Below are 24,052 nucleotides of genomic sequence, written 5' to 3'. Positions count from 1 at the left end.
GAAATTAAATTAGTTGACAAATGACAAGTGACAGTTGATAGTTGACAAGTGACAGTTGACAGTTAAATACCGCTTGTCGCAACTGTCAACTATCAATTGTCAACTGTCAACTATTTTCCGATCTCTGATAAATAACGTTCAGCCTCGATAGCAGCCTTACAACCACTTCCCGCAGCGGTAATAGCTTGACGATAATGGGGATCAGCGACATCTCCAGCGGCAAACACACCCGGAACTTTCGTTCGGGGAGTTCCCGGAACTGTCTCGATATAACCGATCTCGTCCGTATCTATCCATGGCTTGAAGATATCCGAATTAGGTTTATGGCCAATCGCCAAGAAGAAACCATCGATGGCGATATCCACTTTCTCCTCATCCGGCTCTCCCATACGTTTTACCAAATGAGCACCCTCCACGCCATTCTCTCCAAACAAACCTAAGGTATTATGCTCGAAAAGTACCGTGATATTCGGAGTCTTGAAGACACGTTCTTGCATTACTTTTGAAGCACGCAAATAGGGTTTACGCACGATCAAGTAAACCTGCTTCGCCAAACCAGCCAAGTAAATCGCTTCCTCACAGGCCGTATCTCCACCACCCACTACCGCTACCGTCTTTTTACGATAGAAGAAACCATCGCAAGTAGCGCAAGCGGATACACCCATACCCGCATATTTATGCTCATCCGGAAGACCCAGATACTTCGCGGAAGCACCCGTAGCGATAATCAAAGTCTCCGTCTCGATCACTTTCTCACCATCAATCGTAATTTTATAAGGAGCCTCACCCAAATCAGCGGCGGTAGCGATACCGAAACGGATATCCGCACCAAAACGGACGGCTTGTTTTTTTAAATCTTCCATTAACTCAGGACCGGTTATACCGTCCGGATATCCCGGGAAATTCTCCACCTCCGTAGTTGTTGTTAATTGTCCCCCCGGCTGTATTCCTTCATAAAGCACCGGAGATAAATTTGCACGGGAAGCATAAATCGCTGCCGTATAACCTGCTGGACCCGAGCCTATAATAAGGCAACGTACTTTCTCATTCACTGAATCGCTCATAGTATCTAAGTATTAATTATCAATTTTCAATTCTCTATTATCGAAGGTCTATCACCTCTACGTCCGGATAATCCCCTTCGTTAAAAACAAAAAAACGATCCGGTTGGTTTATACCTGTTTTCAATTGGCTGATCTGGATCGTACTGCTAACGCCGTTTTTAGAAGTAACCGTGATACGAGCCGGGAAATTTGAATATTTCTCGATTTGCAACTCCACTTTCACGATATCCCCTTTTTTCTTCGGTGTCAATTCCACATCGTAAGCGGCTTTTCCGTTCGGTGCCGTACTCTCGCCTTTATATGTTGCCGTGAATCCTTTCTTATAACTATTTAATAAAAGAGCAGGATTCGTAAATTGTAACTCCTCTCCCGTAGGATTCGTCACGTTCACCTCATCGTTCCGTTCCACATACGTCCATTGCGTCGTACCATTAAACCAAGTAAGCGCATCCGGCGTGACTAATGTAAACTTATCACCTTTCATCTGGATGGTTCCCTCAAAACTCTCTCCCGCATTTTGACCGGCAGAACGGGTAAACATCGTAAAAGAAGCGCTTATCCCGTTCGAATTCTCATAAGCAGCAGCAGCCTTCCCCAAGATATCATTCGCGTTCTGGGCATGCGCCCCCACTCCTAACCCCAACAGGAAACACAAGAATAATCCGACAAACGCGATACACCGCCACACTCTTATTTTATGTTCTCTTCTCATATTTATTTCAAAGCATTTAATACTTGCTCCAACGAATACTCATCTTGCACCAATACTTGACGGGCCTTACTTCCCTCAAACGGGCCAACAATACCGGCAGCCTCCAATTGATCCATCAAACGTCCGGCACGATTATAACCGATAGCGAATTTACGCTGGATCAAAGAAGTAGAACCTTGTTGCTGAATCACGATCAAGCGAGCCGCCTCGTCAAATAAGGGGTCTCGATCTGATAAATCGACAGCTCCCGAAGTCGATGCCTCTCCCCCTTCCGGTACATAGTCCGGAAGCAGATAAGCGGTTTGGAAGCCAGCCTGCTCACCGATATAATCCACGATATCCTCCACCTCGGGCGTATCTACGAAAGCGCACTGCACACGAACCGGCTCTTGTCCCGCCACGACAATCAACATATCGCCCCGTCCGATCAAACGGTTAGCGCCCGGAGCATCCAGAATCGTACGTGAATCGATCATAGAAGCAACCTTAAAGGCAATACGGCTCGGAAAGTTACTCTTGATCGTACCGGTAATCACCTTTGTATCCGGGCGTTGCGTAGCCAAGATCATATGGATACCTACCGCACGGGCCTTCGCCGCAATACGAGAGATAGGCAACTCGATCTCACGTCCGGCCACTGCGATCAAGTCGGCAAACTCATCCACTACCGCCACGATATAGGGTAAGAAGCGATGTCCCTTCTGCGGGTTCAACCGCCGTTCGATAAACTTAGCGTTGTATTCCTTTATATTACGAACATTCGCGTTCACCAGTAAACGGTACCGGTCTTCCATCTCGATCACCAACGAGTTCAATGTAGCGACAGCGTCAGCTGGCTCCGTAACGATCGGCTTCTCCGCATTCGGAAGTTTCGCCAGATAATGACGTTCTATCTTGGAATAGATACTAAACTCAACCATTTTCGGGTCTACCATCACGAATTTCAACTCCGATGGATGCTTCTTATATAATAAGGAAGTGATGATCGCATTTAGACCGACAGACTTACCTTGTCCCGTAGCACCGGCTACCAATAGATGCGGTGTCTTACAAAGATCGAACATGAACACCTCGTTCGTAATCGTCTTACCCATCGCCACAGGCAACTCATACTTACCCTCAATGAATCGGCGTGAAGCGATAACAGATTGCATCGATACCGTCTGAGGATTCTTATTCGGCACCTCGATACCGATCGTTCCTTTTCCGGGCATCGGGGCGATAATACGGATCTGCAAAGCGGATAAACTCAAGGCGATATCATCCTCCAAGTTCTTGATCTTAGAAATACGGACACCCGCCTCGGGTACAATCTCATAAAGCGTAACCGTAGGTCCGACTGTCGCTTTGATCGAAGCGATCTTTATATTGAAATCTTCCAAGGCTTGCTTGATCAAGCGTTGGTTTTCCGCCAATTCGTCCCGATTGATCTCCATGCTCCCACTATCATACGCTTTCAGCAAGTCCAAGGTAGGGAATACATAACGGGAAAGATCCAAACGGGGATCATACGTACCCAAGGCCGAGGCATCGTAGGTCTCATCATTACCGGCGGCAACTTCCACCGTAAATCCGGCATCCTCCTCATCCTCTGACTCCGGGGTATTTATCTCATCTGTTTTTTCGTTTATCGGATCGTCGTCACCTTGAGCGATCGTAACTACTAAATCATCAGCAACAGCGACCTCTTCGTTCTTATATTCCGGTACTGTTTTACGGTTTTCTTTCCCTTCGGCTTTCAACAATTCAGCCTCCGTATCGAACTCCTCATACTCATCCATTTCCGGTTGTTCATCCGGTTGCTCTACGACAGGCTTAGAGCGAGGAATTACATTATCCTCCTTTTCCGTCTGATCGACATCTACCTCGCCTTCACGTTTCAAACGATCTTTCACCCAACCTAAAGAAAATACGCGCTGTAAGAACGGGATTGTCTTCTTACTGGTAAAAATAGCGATGATTAAGAATGAGCCTAATAAAAGCAAGATCGTACCGGGGATTCCGATATTGGTAATAAACATCTCCGAGATGTAATATCCGTGTTGACCGCCTAGATAAATAAACGTATCCTCATATCCCTTGATAAATATAAAAGCAAAAAACACAGATCCCCAGATCAACGCCGAAGCGCTAAACAAAAAACGCCTCAACAAGGATACTTTATTTAAGTTCATGAGTTTCGCCCCAACCGATCCCAAGAAAAAGAGGATCATAAAAGAAGAGATACCGAACCAACGATTCATCAACAGATCAGACAAATACGCCCCGCGTACACCCGTCCAATTCTCTACCGATCCTCGATTGATCAATAAATCACCTAAAGGAACATTCTCTATTTTGCTTTGATCGGCAGCTCCTGTAAAGAAAAACGAAATCAAGGCAAGCCCTACATAAATGGTTAGTATAGAGATAATCAAACCTGTAATGAAACGGGTCCGTTCATTTGTAAAAAAAGTCTTCAAGGCTGCGAACCAGCTCGGCTCTGTATGATTTTGCTTCGTTGTTGTTGTCTTCTTTGCCATAAATAGTTTCTCAATAATTCTTTTATAACACGCAAATGTACATAGAAAAATCGAGTCTGACGAACCTTTGAAAAAAAGACGTACGTGTTTTCTGAAAAACATGTACATGTTTTCGCGGAAACACGTACATGTTTTTAGGGATAGATTTTAACGGCATTAAATAGATCTGTGCATCTCATGCCCTTCCACATAGATCGCACTTTGAGGACGAGACGGACAAAGATGCTCGCAAGCACCACAACCAATACAAGTTTCCGTATTGATCACCGGGATCTTTAACGACTTTGGATCTGCCGGATCTTTCGCCACCATCTGGATCGATTTTGTCGGGCAATGGCGTTCACAATTACCACAACTCATACCGTCCGTATTGACAATACAAAGATCTCTTACCCATACGGCATGACCGATCTGTATAGCAGATTTATCTTCTTTCGTAATAGGTTTGATCGCTCCCGTCGGGCAAACCTCCGAACATTTCACACATTCCGGACGGCAATACCCTCTATCGAATGCCATCTTCGGCTGCATCAGTTTCATCAGATCCGTAGACGGGCGCAGGACATGATTCTCGCAGACAGATACACAAAGCTGACACCCCGTGCAATGTTGCGCCAGATTCCCGATACTCAAAGCTCCGGAAGGAACCAATGGTGCCAAACGATTCGGCTCTTTACGTTCTTTAATCGGCGCAAAGCCTCCGTCTTTCTTCATCTCCACATAATCCTCCAGTTTTTTCTGCTGAGCATGCAAAACGGAAGACATGGCTACCAATGCCGTAGCCGACAAGGCTCGACGGCGGGAAACATCCGTAGTGTCCTTCGTTAAGGATTCTTTTACCGAAGTAGCTTTATCAGCCTTGCGTGCCCTCGTATACAAAATCGCGCCTTGACGGCAATTATCCAAACAGTCCATACAAGTCACGCAACGGCTATAATCGATCGCATGATTCTTAGAGTCGATGCAAGAAGCCTTGCATTTACGTGCGCATAATCCGCAACCATTACATTTATCGGTATCAATACGAGGTTTAAGTAAAGCATACTTCGACAAAAAACCGAGAACCGTACCTACCGGACAGATCGTATTACAATATGTACGTCCATTTCTCCAAGCTAAAATCGCCAATATGACAAAGCTCAGAATAGCGATTCCCATCGTAGCCAGACTACGCACCCATACGTCCACCGAATAGAAAGCGTAACTATCCATACGTTCCGCAAAATAGGCCAATAGATTGTTGCCCTCTTGATAGATTGGCGCAAATAAATTAGAAGCGATACGCCCATAAGCGCTATAAGGCGAAATCAACGCTACCAAGGAACCGACACCAGCAATACAAGCCACTATAAAAACAACCAAGGTACCATAACGTACCCACTTCAATGCGGGAGAATAGGAAAAGCGGTATTTCTTCCGTTTACTAGCAAACCACGAAATAATATCTTGCAATACCCCTAAAGGGCAGATAACGGAGCAATATACACGCCCCAATAAAAGAGTCAAGATTACCAACCCTACCACAACACCGACATTCAAAGCCAACAACGCAGGCCAAAACTGTATCTTTGCCAACCATCCGAACCAAGCGTGAATCGTACCCGTGAAATCAAGAAATAACAGGGTTATCAGCACAAAGCAAAAGGTGGCGGCGAATATTCTTATTTTTCGTAACATAATTTTCCGTTTGTTTAAAGGTTAACCATTCACTTTCAACTCTTCCACGAATTTATCGATACGCTGCATCTCTTTGGGGATATCGATACCCTGCGGACAATGAGGATTACATTGCTCACACCCTGTACAATGGTTCGCTTGACGCAACTTTGGGACACTCCGGTCATAACCGACTAAGAAGGCACGACGAGCTTTTGCGTAATTTTCGTCTTGCACGCTTTTCGGAACATTTCCTTCGTTCACACATTTATTATAATGTAAAAGAATGCCCGGAATATCCAACGCATATGGACAAGGCATACAATATTTGCAATCATTGCAAGGTATTGTCGGATATTTCATCATAAGCTGGGCCGTCTCTTCCAAAAAGTCTTTCTCCTCGTCCGTTACCGGAATAAGCGGGGAATAAGTACGGATATTATCTTGCAAATGCTCCATATACGTCATGCCGCTTAACACCGTCAAGACCCCATCCGGAGAGCCGGCGAAACGAAAAGCCCATGAAGCCACGCTATTCTCAGGCCGTTGCTGTTTCAAACGAGCAACGATATGATCCGGAACATTCGATAAGCGACCTCCTAATAGCGGTTCCATGATAACCGCCGGAATACCTCGCTTCTCTAATTCGCCATACAGATAATCAGCGTTTACGTTACGCCCCGAGGCATGTTTCCAGTCCAGATAATTCAGCTGGATCTGAACGAAATCCCATTTCACGCCCATATCCAACACATAATCAAACACTTTTACATCCCCATGAAAAGACCAACCTAGGTTACGGATACGTCCCGCTTCCCGTTCTTTCACCAAGAAATCAAGCATTCCATTATTTATATAGCGGTCATTGAAAAGCTCGATACCATTCCCCCCACCGATAGAGTGAAGCAAATAATAATCCAGATAATCGGTTTGCAAATCACGGAACGACTGCCGATACATCGCCAACGAGTTTTCTCTCGTATAGTTCTGGAAGTTTGACAGTTTAGTGGCCAAATAATAGGAGTTCCTAGGATGGCGTGCCAATGCGATACCGGTCGCTTTCTCGGACATACCTTGTACATAAACAGGAGAAGTATCAAAGTAATTCACCCCATGTTCTATCGCATAATCCACTAAACGATTCACGGCTTCTTGATCAATCTGGTCTTTACCGTCCGATCCTTGTTTCAAGGGCCAACGCATACAACCATATCCTAAAATAGAAACCTTATCGCCATTCGTAGGATGTTGGCGATAGGTCATTTTATCGGTAGGAACCTCACCTAACGCCACAGCCGCCCCCGGCTCATTCTTGGGAGCGCAACCGTAAAGCGCCGCCGAAGAGGCGACAGCCCCACCCCCAAATACCTTCAAGAATTTACGGCGATTCATCTCTTGAGGGTTCTCATTCTTTCCACATGAACTCATAACTCGATCGGTTTTTTTATCCTAATTAGTATATCCAACATTAGTCTATCATTAACATTCCTTCTATTAATTGCACAAAAATAATAAAACAGGAAATATATAGGAGAGCAATCCCCGACTAAAAAGAATATTCGGGACTTTATCACGAAAAAAACGGATTTTTGTTGTATTTTTGCGAATTGTTATCAAGAATGATTAGACGAACAGGCACATGGAAAAAGAAGAAAATCCGATATACGAGCGCAACACGCTAGAATTTGTTACGGTAGCACTGGAATATTGTACCTTTGTTGAGACCGCCGGAAATACCGGGCTTTTCGACTTCGTAGATAAGGCGACAAAACTTTTGCCTCTTTTATACTTAAAGGCCAGCCTGTTGCCCGAAGTGGAATCTGAAGAGGAAACCGAACTCGAGCTTTCCGTTTCAGAAGACATGTACGAGTCGGTTCGTTCACGGATAGCCGGTTTGCTTGGCGAACGAGATTCCTATCTGGAAACATTTCATGCGGATATGCGGTATAGCGATACTCCTATCGCAGCGTTTATTTCCGAGAACTTGGCTGATGTCTATCAAGATACAGGAAATTTCGTATCTTTATTCCGTCAAGGAAACGAGGAAGTTATGCAAGAGGCTATCGCTTTGTGCCGCACGAACTTCCAAGAATACTGGGGACAGCAATTATTGAATGCCTTGAAAGCGTTGCACGCTGTGCGTTACAGTGGTGATGAGGATTTGGAAAAGAATGAAGAGGAAGAATGATACAACAATTTATACATACAATTGCTAAAGAGGAAATAGCGAAACTTACCGTAGAGGAATTCAAGGGACGTATCATTACGATCCTTAGTAAAGAGGAGGCAGACAAGGCCGTAGAGTACTTGCTGCGTTTTCCGATCGTTGGTTTTGACACGGAGACCCGTCCCAGCTTTAAGAAGGGACAGCGTTACAAGATCTCATTGATGCAGATATCAACGGATGATACTTGTTTCTTGTTCCGCTTGAATCATATCGGTATACCGGAATCTCTGGAGAAATTCCTAAAAAGCAGTTCGACCTTAAAGATCGGGTTATCTTTACGGGATGATTTCGGGGCGATACGGAAGCGTTCGGATATAGAACCCGCTAATTTCCTTGATTTACAGAATTACGTAGGCCAGTTCGGCATCGAGGATGCCAGCCTGCAAAAGATATATGCGATACTTTTCCAAAAAAAGATATCAAAAGGACAACGCCTCACGAATTGGGAGGCGGATGTATTGACAGACTCACAAAAGAAATATGCGGCCCTCGATGCTTGGGCCTGCCTAAGAATATATAATTTATTGAATCAAGCATAAATGGAGTATTGTAAAGTTTTTCTCAAGCCTAAGAAAGAAGAATCGCTATTGCGTTTCCATCCATGGGTATTTTCCGGAGCGATCCAATCTGTTGAAGGCGATCCGGAAGAGGGTGACTTGGTAGAGGTATACGGAGCGAACCAGCGTTTTTTGGCGATCGGCCATTACCAAATCGGCAGTATCGCCGTACGTGTGTTATCTTTCACCCCAATCGCCATCGACGATGCTTTTTGGGTTGAACGTATCCGTATCGCTTACGAACTCAGAAAGACCTTGCGGCTGGCTGGGGTAGAAAATAATAATACGTTCCGCCTGATTCACGGCGAAGGCGATAACTTACCGGGATTGGTGATCGATATGTATGCGCATACGGCGGTTATGCAAGCACATTCGGTAGGAATGCATTATGCCCGTCATCAGATCGCGGAGGCTTTGAAAGCGGTATTGGGCGATACTTTACAAAACATCTACTATAAATCGGAAGCGACTTTACCTTATAAAGCGAATTTAGGTAGCGAAGATGGTTACTTATTCGGAGGCGAAGTGGAAGATATCGCTATAGAAAACGGACTGAAATTCTGTGTAGACTGGCAGAAAGGCCAAAAGACAGGTTTCTTCGTGGATCAACGGGAGAATCGCTCTTTGTTGGAGTATTACGCAAAAGATCGCTCCGTATTGAATATGTTCTGTTATACGGGCGGTTTCTCTTTCTATGCGATGAGAGGAGGCGCTAAGGTGGTTCATTCCGTAGATAGTTCGGCGAAAGCGATTTCTTTGACGAAAAAGAATGTCGAGTTGAATTTCCCGGGAGATCCCCGTCATGAGGCATATGCGGAAGACGCGTTTAAGTATTTGGAAAAAATGGGAAGTAATTATGATTTAATCATATTGGACCCTCCTGCGTTCGCTAAACATAAGAATGTACTACGTAACGCCTTACAAGGGTATCGCAAATTAAACGCGATCGCTTTCGAGAAGATCAAGCCGGGAGGAATCTTGTTTACCTTCTCCTGCTCACAGGTTGTCAGCAAGGAAAACTTCCGTTTAGCTGTATTTAGCGCCGCCGCCCAATCCGGCCGTAGCGTTCGTATCTTGCATCAATTAACCCAACCCGCAGACCATCCGGTGAATATCTACCATCCGGAAGGTGAATATTTAAAGGGATTGGTATTGTATATAGAGTAAAATAGATATTAAGGGTGAGAAATTGAATATTATTTTCACCCTTAATTTATTGTCTCTAAATCCATTTTCATTTGCTGAATTATTTTCAAAAGAGAAATTAAGTCTTTATTCACAACCGCAAAGATCTCTTCCTCATCAATACGATGATACTCATGAGCTATAATATCCCTTAATCCCATAATAGCAGTCCAAGGTATATCTGTATATTTTATTAAATAACTATGATTAGTTTTATTATCAATAGTCTTGACACTTTCTCCAATAAAAACCAACTGCATACAGATGCCACTTAAAATGAACATACCATCTTGACTCAAAAGGAAATCATCCGGACAATTTATCTCCCCCGATTTACTCTGTATTAAGAGAATCGAATTTTCTATTCGATCTAACAATGAGCCAATCCGTACCTTATCAAACATAAATCAAATCATTTTCGATATTTTGTCCAAATACACTATCAACAAGTTGTTTGCGAAGACGAATGATATCGACTCTACATCCAAACAAAGACTCTAACTCTTGTTTCATTCGGCTACGTAATAATAGATTAGCTTCCCCTTCGTAAGCAATATCTACGTCACTCTCCTCTGTTTGTTCATTTCGCACGACTGAACCAAAAAGGGCCATACGAACAATGCCATAATCTTTAGCCTTATTTTGAAAATAGCCACGTAGCAATTCTATACACTCTTTTTGCGATCTCATAGACAAACGTTTTACTTTTTACACAAAGAAAAATAAAATCTTCCTATATTCCAAATTATTACATAATTGATAAATACAATCCAAATCTACTAATATCCCGGATTCTGTATCAAATTAGGATTCAAGGAACGGACTTTATCGGGAATTGGGAAAACGGTGGTATAGCCATTCGATTCATGGGGCAATTGAGGGCGATCCGTATAAGGGCGGGTAAACTTTCCAAAACGTACCAAATCCTGCCTCCTCCAGCCTTCCCAAGCCAATTCCAGTTGACGCTCAGCCAAAATATTTTCTAATGTCGCCTTACGAGGTAACATTCCCACACGGAAACGAACGGCATTCAACTCTTCATCCCCATTCTCTCCATTACGAACTTTCGCTTCCGATCTCATTAACAAGACATCCGCATAACGGAATAATACGATATCATTATCCGATAGCTTTCCATCTTTCGTCCCCATCTTATCGATCTCGTATTTCTTCATGCGGGCACCCGCCGTTTTCTCGGCAGGCAACCTAGACAAATCCAACCTAACCTCTAGAGGTAAATATACCAAAGGAGTCCCATTATCTAACCGAATCGTATCACCATTGAGGTCAAACATCGTATCGGCGTAATAATTCTCATAAAACCGGGTATCGACCGAGTCCGTCCCATACGCAAATACCCGAAGGGCCTCTATCGTAGCGCAAGAGCCGTTCTCTCCCCCCAATCCATATGCTTTGGCATGATTATAGTGACGGGAGCGGAAAAGATATTGCATTTGGCTCGTATATAAGTTCTTATCCATCGGAATCGTGAAAATATTCTCTCCGGACGATTCATTAAATACAGAAAAATTATCCGCATAGTTCGGAGATAAGCTATAGTTTAAGTCCGTTATTGAATCACAGTACGCCACAACCGTTTGCCAAGCGTTCAACTTCCTCTCGCCTACCCTAAAATAGATTTCCCGTCCATTCGGACGCAGACCATCCGTCCAGTCGTTATCCGTAAACACTTCTGCGTTTAAGGCCAACTTCGCCAATAAAAAATAAACAACCGGTCTCGTAATCCTTCCATAATAATCGCCGGGCGAATTACTATGCGCCGTACTCAATAACAAAAGGGATTCTTGTAATTCTTTTACAACAAAATCAAAGACCTCTTTCCGGTCACTCTGCCGCACGTCTTTCACCGGAATGGAAGAAGAAACGATAAGAGGGACACGGCCAAACATATCGACTAAATAATAATAATACATCGCACGCAAGGCACGAACCTCCGCCTCATACCGATCTAAATCGTTATAATCCGTTTTTTGCCGCAACTCGCCTAATATCTCTAAAGATTGATTGCTTAATACGATTACTTTATACAGATATTCCCAAGTAGCTTGGATAGCGTCACTATTCGTTCCCCACTTATGCAAGAAGAGACCTTGCCAGAAACCACCGTCATACCAGTCGCCGCCACGAGTCGGGAGCATGGCCTCGTCAGTCGTAAAGGTATTCAAGTCGTAGACACCCCGGTACGTTCCTTGCAATCCTTGGCTATCGCTATAACCTCCGATATAATTATATAAGGAAGCAACCGTATTCAGATAGACATTCTGAGGGGTATCGTACGCATCCTCCGGATAAAGCTGATCACGAGGGTCCTCTTTCAGATAGCCATCGCACGACGATAACATCAAACCCGCAAATATATAGGATAAAATAGAAAGCTTTCTCATACGAACACCTTTTTAAAAATTAAAACTCAACCCCATCGTATAGGAACGAACCACCGGATAAGATCGCTTATCGTCTATACCTAACGTATTATTTACGATAGAGCTATTTATCATCGGAGTCAATCCCGAATAACCTGTAATTGTCGCCAAATTATTTACGGAAACCGAAAGCCGTACGTTTCTTACATATTTCCTTAAATTACCCAGAGGCACGTTCCAACCCAACGTCAAATAATCAAAATTGATATAATCCCCTTTCTCCAACCAATAATCCGTAGCCGTCTGATCTTGAATATTCAGGGATGGAGCTTCTCGCAACACGTTATAATCCGGGAATATATCCATATTCATATAAGTTAGCGATGTTCCATTATAAATCTTATGCCCAAAGGCTCCGTTAATCTGTACTGATAGATCGAATTGTTTATACCGGAAACTGATATTAGAGCCTAAAAGTGTTTTCGGCATGGCTTGTCCCGCAATATAACGATCCTCACCATCCTCCAAACTCACCCCGTTTCCATTCAAGTCCTCAATCTCATACTTATAGCCGCCATTCCCATCGGAAACCAAACCTGTACATTTCGGTAAATAAAAAACACCCAAAGGCTGTCCGACCATTTGATAAACGATATGATTATACCCTCCATGGAAACCAGCCCCATTTAAATCCGAGATGCTAGTATATTCCGGGGCGGACATATATTCCCCTTTATAGTAACCGCTCAAGGAGAGCAATTTATTCCGTTGGAAAGTTACGTTTACGTTTATATTCAATTCCATATCTTTCGTACGCAAGGGCGTGACGCCAATACCCAATTCCACGCCACTATTTCGCATCGATCCCAGATTCGCCAACATTTTATTATAAGCGAAAGGCGGAACGCTTACATCGTATAAATACAACATATCATCCGTCTTGGAATTATAATAATCTACGGCAAGAATAAAACGATTGTCGAAAAACCCGGCATCGATACCGGCATTGAACGTACGTTTTACCTCCCATTTCAAGTCCGGATTCGCATTACGGATCGTACCCAAGGTAACGGTGGGCGCACCATTTACGGAAACAACCCCATTAGGCTTCATCAATCGCAAAGAATTGTAAGAATCGATCGCGTCTTGATTACCGGAAAGGCCATATCCCGAACGAATCTTTAAATTCCTTACCCACGAGACACCTTCCATAAACTCCTCTTCGGTCAACACCCAAGCGACAGAAGCCGAAGGGAAAAAACCCCATTTATTATTGGCCCCCACTTTCGAAGAGGCATCCGCACGGGCATTCACGGTAGCGATATACTTTCCATCATAAATATAATTCACACGTCCAAGGAAAGAAGCCAGATGAGGAGCCTCATAGTAAGAACCGGTCCCCTCCCATAAACGTACCGCACCTGCCTGTAAATTATCATAACCAAAACGATCGGTACTGAAATTCGTCGCAGTCGTATAAAAACCTCTCGTTATCATTTTCTGAGCTTCTGCCAATCCCAATACATTTAGTTGATGCAAACCAAAGTCTTTTTTATAGGCCAACATGAAATCTCCTAATAAAGATTCTGTTTTCCGCTCCCCCCGATAAGCCTGCCCATGCGCCCAAACCGAAGTAGGGAGGTATTGGGCGTTATCTATTACATTATAGGTATACGAACCGAAAGCCGTAAACATTAAATGCTTACTCAAGTTAAAAACCAGTTTTAAGTGCGTATTTATATGAGCATTCGAATCATCATCCTTCACCTCCAACCAAGCCAAAGGATTCGTGATCTGGCTAGCGTTGGTTATTTGATCCCAGCTACCCGTCTCCATATTCTTATGATTCGGAAATGTCGGGTTGAAAGTAGCGGCGGAATAGAACATCTTCTGTACATCATTTAAATAAGCATTTTTTAGCAAGGAACCAAATATGCCTAAATCAAAGACCAGAAGATCATTGAACGCATGCTGCGTAATATTCAACTTGGTCGTAAAATTACGTGAGTTCGTATTTCGGATAACCCCTTCCCTTTCCACAAATCCCAAGGAGGCACGATAACTGGAAGTCTCCGAACCACCCCCAAAAGCGATATGATGATTCTGCACCAACCCCAACCGGGTAATCTCATCCTGAAAGTCCGTATTATTCCCTAAATCTAAAATACCGATATTACGTTCCTCCGCCAGTTTCCGGAAACCATTCGCCGATAACATATCCAAACTTTTATAAGCCGCCTCCACACCGAAACTCCCATCATAACTGATACTAAAAGCTCCCTGCCGCCCTTTCTTTGTCGTTACCTCGATAACACCGGAAGCACCACGAGAACCATATTGAGCAGTCTCCGAGGCATCTTTCAAGATCGTGAAGTTCTCGATATCCGCCGGATAGATCGAGCTAAGCAAATTAAGATCGGCAAAAACCCCATCAATAATCACCAACGGATCATTACCTCCCGTCAAGGAAGTTGTACCCCGGACCCGGACGGCAGCCAAGGCAGCGGCGCTATTTCCTCCAACCGGGATACTAACGCCGGACACCCTTCCCCGAAGAGCGTCCAAGGGTGTAGAGATCAATCCCTCATTCATCCCCCCTTCATTCACCCGGTTTACGGAACCGGATAAAGTACTACGATTGCCCGTAGCATATCCGACAGTGATCAACTCATCTATCAAATTGGAGTCCGACAAGAGAGGCTTGATCGTATCCGGCAGAAGCGGCAGCTCCTGACCGTAGCCGTAAGAGAAAGACAAGGCCCCGCACAGAAACAAAAACAGGACTTTTCGGATATATATAAAAACTTTCATAAGTACGTTGGATTTAAGATTAATAACCCATATAAATAAAACTTCCCTCGGTTTAGTTTTGTTCGCACCCAAGATACAACATTTCCTCAAGATCTTAAAAATAAAAGCGTACCAAGTTGTCAAGAAGCCTCGACAAGGCTTTAGCGATATTTAATAATGTCCCTCAAAAATATATACGGAAATATTTCTTTATTCCGTAATAGATTGTACCTTTGCCATCGTTAAAAAACATAGCGTATTATTAAGTAATAACATACTAAAACTTATTTATTATGTCAAAAGTAACAGTTGTTGGTGCCGGAAATGTAGGCGCTACTTGCGCAAATGTTCTTGCCTTCAATGAAGTGGCAGACGAAGTTGTAATGCTAGACGTAAAGGAAGGCGTATCCGAAGGTAAAGCGATGGATATGATGCAGACCGCTCAATTGCTAGGTTTCGATACTAAGGTTGTAGGTTGCACAAACGATTATGAGAAGACAGCTAACTCTGACGTTGTAGTTATCACTTCTGGTATTCCTCGTAAACCGGGTATGACTCGCGAAGAACTGATCGGTGTTAACGCTGGTATCGTTAAGAGCGTAGCTCAAAACATCTTGAAATACTCTCCGAACGCAATCTTGGTAGTTATCTCTAACCCGATGGATACAATGACTTATTTGTCATTGAAGTCTTTAGGCTTGCCGAAGAACCGTATCATCGGTATGGGTGGTGCTTTGGATAGCTCTCGTTTCAAATATTTCTTATCTCAGGCTCTAGGCTGTAACGCTAACGAGGTTGAGGGTATGGTAATCGGTGGTCACGGTGACACTACAATGATTCCGTTGGCTCGCTTGGCTACTTACAAAGGTATCCCTGTTAGCCAATTGTTAAGCGCAGAGAAATTGCAAGAGGTTGTTGCTTCCACAATGGTTGGTGGCGCTACATTAACTAAATTGTTAGGTACTTCTGCTTGGTATGCACCGGGTGCTGCTGGAGCATTTGTTGTTGAGTCTATCATTCACAACCAAGGTAAGATGGTTCCTTGCTCTGTTTACTTGGAAGGTGAGTACGGTGAATCTGATCTTTGCATCGGTGTTCCTGTTATCCTTGGCAAGAACGGTATCGAGAAGATCGTTGAGTTGGAATTGACAGCTGAAGAGAAAGAGTTGTTCGCTAAGAGCGCTGCCGCTGTTCATAAGACTAACGAGGCTTTGAAAGAAGTGGGTGCACTTTAATTTGAATTTCTATTAAAGCGATAAAAGAGGCTGATCCTTCGGGGTTGGCCTCTTTCTTTTTATGTGGATACGGACAGTTACGACGGAACGAAGATAATATTCGTATTTTTCAATCTTTGAAGATACATACGTATCTCCATTGATTTATTTCAAAAGATCACGGTAAAGCATTTATGACAAAAGTACAGTTTTTGTTTGAATATGAAAAGCCTTCACTAGTTCAATACGAGCTTCACTAAGTTTATTCGTTTCATCCCAAACCGGTAATCACTACTTCAACTTTCCAGCCTCATTCAATACTTTCAGGAAGTTGCTCCAAGCTTTCTCTATCTTTTGCATGTTTTCGTCCCTTTCCTCTTGGTTACTTACCTCATTTTGTAGAACATCTACAACAGGATATCCATCATATAAATAATATCTCTGATAATCCCCTAATAAGACTGGGGCATTATAGATAACGGAACTTATCGAAGAGATACTGCCTACCGTGAAGTGACCGTTTCCAGCTATCCGGAATTCAACCTTCTCATTGCCTAGCACGTCTTGCTTGATAGAAATATTCTTCTCGAAAACGATTTCTTTTGTAACTGAATTAAAAGATTTGATATCATCCGGGACTTTGATCACTTGTCCGGTAGTAGCCGTATCAAAATTTTCCTCATCATTATCGCAAGCGCAATAACCGATGAGAAATACAGACATGATAAGATATAATAAAAATGACTTTTTCATATTAAACCTCCTTTATTGGATTTCATTGCGTGTTGTCTTATTAGTAAGACACTTAAAAAGAGACAAATGCTGCACGTTTACCATTATTTAACAAACATTATTAACCAAACCGTCCTTCCATTATATAAAAAAAGCCGGAGGAAATGATTTCCTTCGGCTTTTACCTATCGTTTGTTATTGGTATTTATTTGACAATACCTAATTTAGACTCACCAACGAAATCTATAATATGTTGGATCTCCTTACTCATCGGAACCTGATCCTTGATCATTAACAAGGCATCCGTAAGGCTGCTGTTTCCTTGGAAGATGATCCGGTACGCATGACTGATGTGCTTGATAACCTTTTCACTGAATCCCTCATGAGACATGATGAAAGAGTTCACGCCATAATACGTGGTAGGCTCCTTTGCCGCTACGATAAAAGGAGGGATATCCTTACGGAAACGACAGCCGGTTTGAATCATCGCCCAAGCCCCAACCCGGGATCCTTGGCTCATCAACACATTACCTCCGAAGATCACGTAATCTTCCAAGATGCAATTTCCGGAAATCTTACTACCATAGCCGAATACACTACGATTTCCGATCCGCGTATCATGAGAAACATGTACCCCCTCATGCAAGAAATTACCATTACCGATACTAGTACGTCCTTCCGCTGTCGAGGAACGGTTAATCACCACATTCTCACGAATCACGTTGTCATCTCCGATTACGGCGATCGTATCACCTCCCTTATAAAAGAAATCCTGAGGCTCAGCAGCGATAACAGCTCCGTTAAATACACGGTTGCGATTTCCCATGCGTGTACCGCTCATCAAGCTGGCATGAGGCATGATCTCGCAATCATCCCCGATCTCCACGTTCTTATCAATGTACGCAAAAGGATGAATCGTAACGTTCTTCCCGATCTTTGCGCTTGAATCTACATATGCTAATGGACTAATCATAACTTTACTACATTTAAAGGTTATTATTCTCTACCACCACCGATGGCACTGTATAAACTGACAACCGCTTGCATACGTTGCACATTGTCGGATACTTCCGTCAACTGAGCGCTCAAGAGGCTCTGCTGTGCGGAAAGGATTTCCAAATAAGTAGATTGAGCCGACTGGAACAAGGCGCTGGTATAAGCCACCGCTTTCTCTAGCTGCTCGATCTGCGCTCTATCTTGGACAAGCTTCTTGCTCGTGGCATCATACTGATGTAAAGCATCACTCACCTCCTTACCTGCTTCCAGAATTGTCTGCTGATAATTCATTTGAGCGATCTTCTCTTCTGCCTTCGATACCTTCAAGTTAGCGACCAACTTACCATTGTTGAAGATCGGTTGGGCCAACGAAGCCAAAGCTTGAAACATAAATTGGCCCGGATTGGCGACAGAGATGCCTGAACCATTCGTCCAGCCCGCTGTCGCCGTGATATTCAATCCCGGATAAAAAGCGGCACGGGCTTTGTTCGTCGTATAATAGGCACTAGCAAGTGTCATCTCCGCGATCTTCACGTCCGGACGATTCTCTAACAATTGCAAAGGCACACCCACCATGATATCCTCCGGCATTACTTGTTCCTCCAAAGTACCCCGATCAATCTGTTGAGGGGCCTTAGCCAATAACACGGACAATGAGTTTTCCACGCTACGCACCTGGCTCTCCAACTCGATCAACGAGCCGGAAACCTGATGGTAAGCGGCACGCATTTGCGTCACGGCAGCCTCGGTAGCCATACCCGCTATCTTCATAGCCTCCATGACACGAACATTCTCTTTATAGATATCAACCGTCTTAGCGGTAATTTCCACCTGCCGATCAAGCATCAACAAGGTATAATAAGTATTCGCTATACCACCGATCAATTGAGAGCGCACGGCCTGTCTTGAATACTGGCTCTGTAAGTAGGAGGCTTTTTGGCCACGGCTCGCGTTCAAGAGCTTTCCGAATAGGTCAACCTCCCAGCTAGCGGCCAAAGGCGTTGAGTAAGCCTTTACGTATTCGCTATTTCCAATCGATGTAATCGTCCCTTGGGGAGCGAAATTAATAGAAGGCAAGAAAGACAGACGGGCGGAAGTCAACAATACTTTCGCTTCCTCTACCCGAAGAACGGCTGCCTGCATATCTACATTATTAGCTAATCCCTCCTCAATTAACGCCTGTAACTTCGGATCACGAAAAACTTCCTTCCAAGGAAGGTTTCCCATATTGGTCGTATCCGCGGAGGCTAATGTATCAGTCTCGGAAACCGGATCACGATAAATTCCCGTCGCATCGATGGAATCCGGACGCTCGTATGCCTTATAGATATGGCAACTGCTTAACAAAGCAGTCGCACATACCATATATATAATTTGTTTCTTCATTGTCATCTCTTATTTTATTTTAGCGTACTGTTCTATTTCCGTACTCATATCGCTGTTATCCAAATCTTCCCATTCGATCGGCTTGAATTTCTCCTGTAAGTACTGGAATACCACGAACAAAACCGGAACAATAAAGATCTGGAAGATCATACCGATGAACATACCGCCGATAGCCGCTGTACCCAATGTACGGTTACCGTGCGCTCCTACTCCGAACGCGAACATCATAGGCAACAATCCGACCACCATCGCCAATGAGGTCATCAAGATCGGACGCAAACGGGCGGCGGCTCCTAATACGGCAGCCCATGTGATACTCATACCCATACGACGACGTTCCAAAGCGAACTCTACGATCAAGATAGCGTTCTTCGCCAACAAACCTACCAACATGATCAAGGCGATCTGCATATAGATATTGTTAGACATGGTTCCTACGATCATCTTCAACGCCGGGATATTTCCCAAAGCGGCCCAACCTTGGACGAACAAAAAGCTACCCATCAAACCGAACGGCACGGAGAGCAATACGGACAAAGGAAGGATGTAACTCTCATACTGCGCGCTCAACAGCAAGTAAACGAATACGAAACACAACAAGAAGATCAAAGCCGTCGTACTGCCACTCGTACTTGCCTCCTCACGTGCCATACCACCTAACTCATAGTCGAAACCTGCCGGAAGCGTTGTCTTAGCCACCTCGTCAATCGCTTTCAACGCCTGACCACTGGTATAACCATCCGCCGGGGCAACCATGACCTTGATGGCGGTATACATATTGAAACGGCTGATGATATCCGGGCCATATACCTTCTTCATCGTAATGAACTGGGAAATCGGAGCCATATCGTTACCGCTCTTTACCTTGATGTTCTTCATGGACTCCATATTCTTACGCAAATCGGGATCCGCTTGCACCATTACACGGTACATCTTACCGAAACGGTTGAAGTTAGAGGCATATAAACCACCATAATATCCCTGCAAGGTAGACAAGATGTCCTTCGGACTGATACCGGCTTTCTTACAAGCGGCAGCGTCGATATCGATCTCGTATTGCGGGAAGTTCGGGTTAAACGTAGTTTGAGCGGACTTGATCTCCGGACGTGCCGTCAAAGCGGCCATATATTCCTTGGAGATATCAAAGAAACGATCCAAATTACCTCCGGTCTTATCCTGCATATTCAACTCAATATCACTGGACGCTGAGTAACCGGGGATCATAGGAGGCGTAAAGAACAATACCTGAGCGTCCTTTACGATCTTTTGGGCACGCATGAACAAGCTACCATATACGATATCGGAATTTTGCATCATAGAACGCTCCTCCCAATCTTTCAGCTTGATGATGAATGAACCGTAAGAAGGTCCCTGACCACCGATGAAACTAAAACCGACAACCGCCGTACGAGACTCAACGGCCGGATCGGCAGCGATCAAGCTATCCACCTTATTCATTACCTCAAAGGTACGCTCCTGGGAAGTTCCCGGGGGTAACGTAACAGCACCCATAATCGTACCCGTGTCCTCGTTCGGCACCATGCCTGTAGGAGTAACCTGCATCAAGAACACCAATAACGCAATACATGCGGCAACAATACCGAATGAAAGCCATTTTTTCTGAATGAAGAATACGATACTTTTCTTGTATTTAGCCAACAAAGAATCATAAGCCGCATTAAACGAAGTATGGAATCGGGAAACGAAGGTCGTTTTCTTTTCCTTATGTTCCGTATCGTGTGGTTTCAGGAATATCGCACACAAGGCGGGACTCAATGTCAAGGCGTTCAAAGCGGACAAACCGATAGCGATCGCCATCGTCAGACCGAACTGGCGATAGAACGTACCGGCCGTACCTCCCATGAAACTTACGGGAATAAACACGGACATCATGACCAACGTAATGGAGACGATAGCGCCACCCAACTCACTCATGGCATCGATAGAAGCGAGTTTCGCCGACTTGTACCCTTGGTCCAACTTGGCATGGACACCCTCGACGACGACGATCGCATCATCGACCACAATAGCGATGGCAAGCACCATAGCACAAAGAGTCAACAAGTTGATACTAAATCCGATCAAGGATAACATAAAGAAGGTACCGATCAAGGCAACCGGGATAGCGATAGCCGGAATCAACGTAGAACGCAAATCCTGCAAGAACACATATACCACGATAAACACCAATACGAACGCCTCCAACAAAGTCTTGATTACCTCATGGATAGAAGCGAACAAGAAGTCATTGGCATTCATGGAAATATTCACCTTCATTCCGGGAGGCATTGTCAACTGAGTTTCCTCCAGCAAGGTTTCAATGTTACTAATTGTTTCCGTAGCGTTGGTTCCCGGCATCTGGTAAACGATACAGGTAACGGCGTCGTGACCATTTACACGGTTGATAAAGTTGTAAGTCAAACGCCCCAACTCGATATCGGCGATATCTTTCAAACGCAAGACCTCACCATCCGGCAAAGCCTTTACAACAATCTGCTCAAACTCATTAGCCTCTTGCAAACGTCCTTTATAGCGGATCGTATATTGGAAAGACTGATTTCCTTGTTCGCCGAACGAACCCGGAGCGGCCTCTACGTTCTGTTCAGACAAGGCAACGGTTACGTCGCTCGGACTTAATTTATATTGGGCCATCACATCCGGCTTCAACCAAATACGCATGGAGTAGTCCGTACCCAACACGTTGGCATCACCGACACCCGGCACACGCTGGACTTCCGGGATCAAGTTAATCTTTGCGTAATTCTCAAGAAACTCTGAGTCATAACGATCATCTTCCGCGTATACGGAGAAAACCAACAACATTGAGTTCTGACGTTTCTGGGTCGTCACACCAATCTGCGTTACCTCGGCAGGCAACAAACCTTGTGCCATAGATACACGGTTCTGCACATTGACAGCCGCCATATCCGGGTCCGTTCCTTGCTTAAAATAAATGGAGATATCCGCAGAACCATTATTAGAGGCATTGGAACTCATATACATCATGTTCTCAACACCATTGATCTGGTCTTCCAAAGGCGCGATCACACTATTCAATACCGTTTGCGCATTGGCACCCGTATAAGTTGCCCTTACCGAAACGGTTGGAGGGGCGATATCCGGATATTGGGTAACCGGCAAGGAAATCAAGCCTAGGAAACCCAAGATGACAATCAAGATGGAAATCACCGTGGAGAGCACCGGGCGGTTTATAAATCTATCTAATTTCATATCTTTCGTTTTTACTCGACAAAAGCGAATATTTGTCTTATTCTATATACCTATTAATTAAAAGCAGTCTGCAAATTACCGTCATGCTGGTCTTTCAAGGCCTGATCGTACTTTGCCTTTTGCTGCTCACGAGTAATCGGCTGGATTTCCTGGCCGTCTTTCAAGATCTGTACGCCTTCCACGACAATCTTATCACCGGACTTCAAGCCTCCCGTCACTAAATAATTTTTGCCATCATTCAAATTGGAAACCTTGATCTCGGTATTCTTCACGGTATTATCAGGCTGCAATACAAATACGAATTTCTTATCCTGGATCTCCACGGTAGCCGATTGAGGGATCGTAATGATATCGTTCATCGTATATGGGAAGATAATATTACCAGTACCACCGCTTCGTAAGACATTTCCCTCGTTAGAGAAAATAGCACGCATGCTTACAGAACCGGTAGATTGATCGATAACACCGCTCACGGCATCAATCTTACCCTCATGATGGTACGTAGAGCCATCCGCCAATTGCAGTCTTACGGCCGGCATCTTCTCTAATTGCTCTTTCAAGGTACCACCGGCTTTCGTCAATGCCAATAGCTCCTTTTCCGTCATAGAGAAATACACATACATATCACCGATCTCAGATACGGTAGTCAGCGGTTGAGCGATCGAAGCGCTTACCAAGCTACCTACACGATACGGGAATGTACCGACAACACCGTTCGAGGGACTTGTAACCGTACAGAAAGACAAGTTCTGGTTAGCGCTAACCAATTGAGCCTCCGCCTGCGCCAAGCTCGCTTTTGCCGACATCAGCTGGTTCACGGCAGTCTGATACTCGAAATCACTGATGATTTTCTGATCAAACAAAGTTTTCTTATTCTTCTCGGTCAATGTTAAAGTGCTTACGTTTGCCTTCGCCATCTCTACCGCGGCCTTAGCCTGACCTACCGCGGCAGCGTACTGCGTAGGATCAATTTGGAACAACGCCTGTCCTTTACGAACCGTAGCTCCCTCATCCACACATAATTTCACGATAAATCCAGAAACTTGAGGACGGACTTCGATATCCTGCGTACCTTTGATAGTAGCCGGATAGGATGTTGTTTGGTCGCTAGTCGTTGAATTGACCGCCATCACAGCGAACTCAGCATCCCCTAATTTCATACCACTCTGACTGTTTCCACAGGCAGTTAATAAAGACATACCAACCGCAAACAATGCGATCTGCCTTAACTGAGTAATCGTAATTTTCAGCATTCGTTTATCCATATTTGTATATAATTATATATTCAAGGCTGTTTTTCAGTTACCTTTTCTTTCTAACCCAAGTGGAGATCTTTCACATCTATTCACACAATAGGGTCTTTACTCGTCGTTTCATCCTACAAATGTAGAAACTT

General features: G+C 44.2%; 18 protein-coding genes. 4 read left to right on the top strand and 14 right to left on the bottom strand.

Annotated features, from left to right (window positions below):
• Positions 1–110: 110 nt before the first annotated feature.
• The 5 genes from trxB to DWX84_RS13990 all read right to left on the bottom strand — a co-directional run bounded on the left by trxB (position 111) and on the right by DWX84_RS13990 (position 7,382).
• On the bottom strand, positions 111–1,064 hold the full coding sequence (gene trxB, locus DWX84_RS14010) for a thioredoxin-disulfide reductase (RefSeq protein WP_005865171.1): 954 nt from the start codon (positions 1,062–1,064) through the stop codon (positions 111–113).
• Between the two features lie 37 nt (positions 1,065–1,101).
• A complete protein-coding gene (locus tag DWX84_RS14005; RefSeq protein ID WP_121961075.1) occupies positions 1,102–1,776 on the bottom strand; it encodes a LolA-like putative outer membrane lipoprotein chaperone in 675 nt (224 codons plus the stop codon).
• 2 nt (positions 1,777–1,778) lie between these two features.
• The gene (locus tag DWX84_RS14000; RefSeq protein WP_121961076.1) at positions 1,779–4,298 is read right to left on the bottom strand and encodes a DNA translocase FtsK; all 2,520 of its coding nucleotides are present in this window, start codon (positions 4,296–4,298) and stop codon (positions 1,779–1,781) included.
• 156 nt (positions 4,299–4,454) lie between these two features.
• Positions 4,455–5,975, bottom strand: a complete 1,521-nt coding sequence (locus DWX84_RS13995; RefSeq protein WP_048927717.1) for a 4Fe-4S binding protein — start codon at positions 5,973–5,975, stop codon at positions 4,455–4,457.
• A gap of 21 nt (positions 5,976–5,996) precedes the next feature.
• Positions 5,997–7,382: an aldo/keto reductase gene (locus DWX84_RS13990; RefSeq protein ID WP_009017539.1), complete on the bottom strand. Its 1,386-nt coding sequence runs from the start codon at positions 7,380–7,382 to the stop codon at positions 5,997–5,999.
• Between the two features lie 211 nt (positions 7,383–7,593).
• Here DWX84_RS13990 and DWX84_RS13985 point away from each other — a divergent pair, with 211 nt between their 5' ends.
• From DWX84_RS13985 to DWX84_RS13975, 3 genes are read left to right on the top strand one after another with little or no spacing between them, the layout of a single operon-like run.
• Positions 7,594–8,142: a DUF5063 domain-containing protein gene (locus DWX84_RS13985; protein ID WP_005865156.1), complete on the top strand. Its 549-nt coding sequence runs from the start codon at positions 7,594–7,596 to the stop codon at positions 8,140–8,142.
• Positions 8,139–8,720: a 3'-5' exonuclease gene (locus DWX84_RS13980; protein WP_005855416.1), complete on the top strand. Its 582-nt coding sequence runs from the start codon at positions 8,139–8,141 to the stop codon at positions 8,718–8,720. The genes DWX84_RS13985 and DWX84_RS13980 overlap by 4 nt, the downstream gene beginning before the upstream one ends.
• Positions 8,721–9,905 carry a class I SAM-dependent rRNA methyltransferase gene (locus DWX84_RS13975; RefSeq protein ID WP_005865154.1) on the top strand — a complete coding sequence of 395 codons (1,185 nt, stop codon included), beginning with the start codon at positions 8,721–8,723 and terminating at the stop codon, positions 9,903–9,905.
• Between the two features lie 41 nt (positions 9,906–9,946).
• Here DWX84_RS13975 and DWX84_RS13970 read toward each other — a convergent pair whose 3' ends face one another.
• From DWX84_RS13970 to DWX84_RS13955, 4 genes are all read right to left on the bottom strand, one after another.
• Entirely contained in the window at positions 9,947–10,327 is a 381-nt protein-coding gene (locus DWX84_RS13970) for a DUF86 domain-containing protein (protein WP_005865152.1), read from the bottom strand.
• On the bottom strand, positions 10,320–10,613 hold the full coding sequence (locus DWX84_RS13965) for a nucleotidyltransferase family protein (RefSeq protein WP_048927716.1): 294 nt from the start codon (positions 10,611–10,613) through the stop codon (positions 10,320–10,322). Before DWX84_RS13965 ends, DWX84_RS13970 begins: the two co-directional genes overlap by 8 nt.
• An 89-nt stretch (positions 10,614–10,702) precedes the next feature.
• Positions 10,703–12,328 (bottom strand): RagB/SusD family nutrient uptake outer membrane protein, encoded by a 1,626-nt coding sequence (locus DWX84_RS13960; RefSeq protein ID WP_005865148.1) that lies wholly within the window; start codon positions 12,326–12,328, stop codon positions 10,703–10,705.
• A gap of 12 nt (positions 12,329–12,340) precedes the next feature.
• Positions 12,341–15,118, bottom strand: coding sequence for a SusC/RagA family TonB-linked outer membrane protein (locus tag DWX84_RS13955; RefSeq protein WP_048927714.1), 2,778 nt, complete (start codon positions 15,116–15,118; stop codon positions 12,341–12,343).
• Between the two features lie 272 nt (positions 15,119–15,390).
• Here DWX84_RS13955 and mdh point away from each other — a divergent pair, with 272 nt between their 5' ends.
• The gene (gene mdh, locus DWX84_RS13950) at positions 15,391–16,332 is read left to right on the top strand and encodes a malate dehydrogenase (protein ID WP_048927713.1); all 942 of its coding nucleotides are present in this window, start codon (positions 15,391–15,393) and stop codon (positions 16,330–16,332) included.
• 270 nt (positions 16,333–16,602) lie between these two features.
• Here mdh and DWX84_RS13945 read toward each other — a convergent pair whose 3' ends face one another.
• The 5 genes from DWX84_RS13945 to DWX84_RS13925 all read right to left on the bottom strand — a co-directional run bounded on the left by DWX84_RS13945 (position 16,603) and on the right by DWX84_RS13925 (position 23,921).
• Positions 16,603–17,064, bottom strand: a complete 462-nt coding sequence (locus DWX84_RS13945) for a hypothetical protein (protein ID WP_022193087.1) — start codon at positions 17,062–17,064, stop codon at positions 16,603–16,605.
• A 184-nt stretch (positions 17,065–17,248) separates the two neighbouring features.
• The gene (lpxA, locus tag DWX84_RS13940; RefSeq protein WP_022193086.1) at positions 17,249–18,016 is read right to left on the bottom strand and encodes an acyl-ACP--UDP-N-acetylglucosamine O-acyltransferase; all 768 of its coding nucleotides are present in this window, start codon (positions 18,014–18,016) and stop codon (positions 17,249–17,251) included.
• A 23-nt stretch (positions 18,017–18,039) separates the two neighbouring features.
• Positions 18,040–19,431 carry a TolC family protein gene (locus tag DWX84_RS13935; protein WP_005865140.1) on the bottom strand — a complete coding sequence of 464 codons (1,392 nt, stop codon included), beginning with the start codon at positions 19,429–19,431 and terminating at the stop codon, positions 18,040–18,042.
• A 3-nt stretch (positions 19,432–19,434) separates the two neighbouring features.
• A complete protein-coding gene (locus DWX84_RS13930; RefSeq protein ID WP_048927712.1) occupies positions 19,435–22,656 on the bottom strand; it encodes an efflux RND transporter permease subunit in 3,222 nt (1,073 codons plus the stop codon).
• A 53-nt stretch (positions 22,657–22,709) separates the two neighbouring features.
• Entirely contained in the window at positions 22,710–23,921 is a 1,212-nt protein-coding gene (locus tag DWX84_RS13925) for an efflux RND transporter periplasmic adaptor subunit (protein ID WP_008771622.1), read from the bottom strand.
• Between the last annotated feature and the right edge of the window lie 131 nt (positions 23,922–24,052).

The organism is Parabacteroides sp. AF21-43 (genome assembly GCF_003635435.1).
In the GTDB taxonomy this organism is placed as follows: Bacteria; Bacteroidota; Bacteroidia; order Bacteroidales; family Tannerellaceae; genus Parabacteroides; species Parabacteroides distasonis.
The sequence above is the reverse complement of the archived record's forward strand: the minus strand, read 5'-3'. Positions and strand labels throughout refer to the sequence as shown.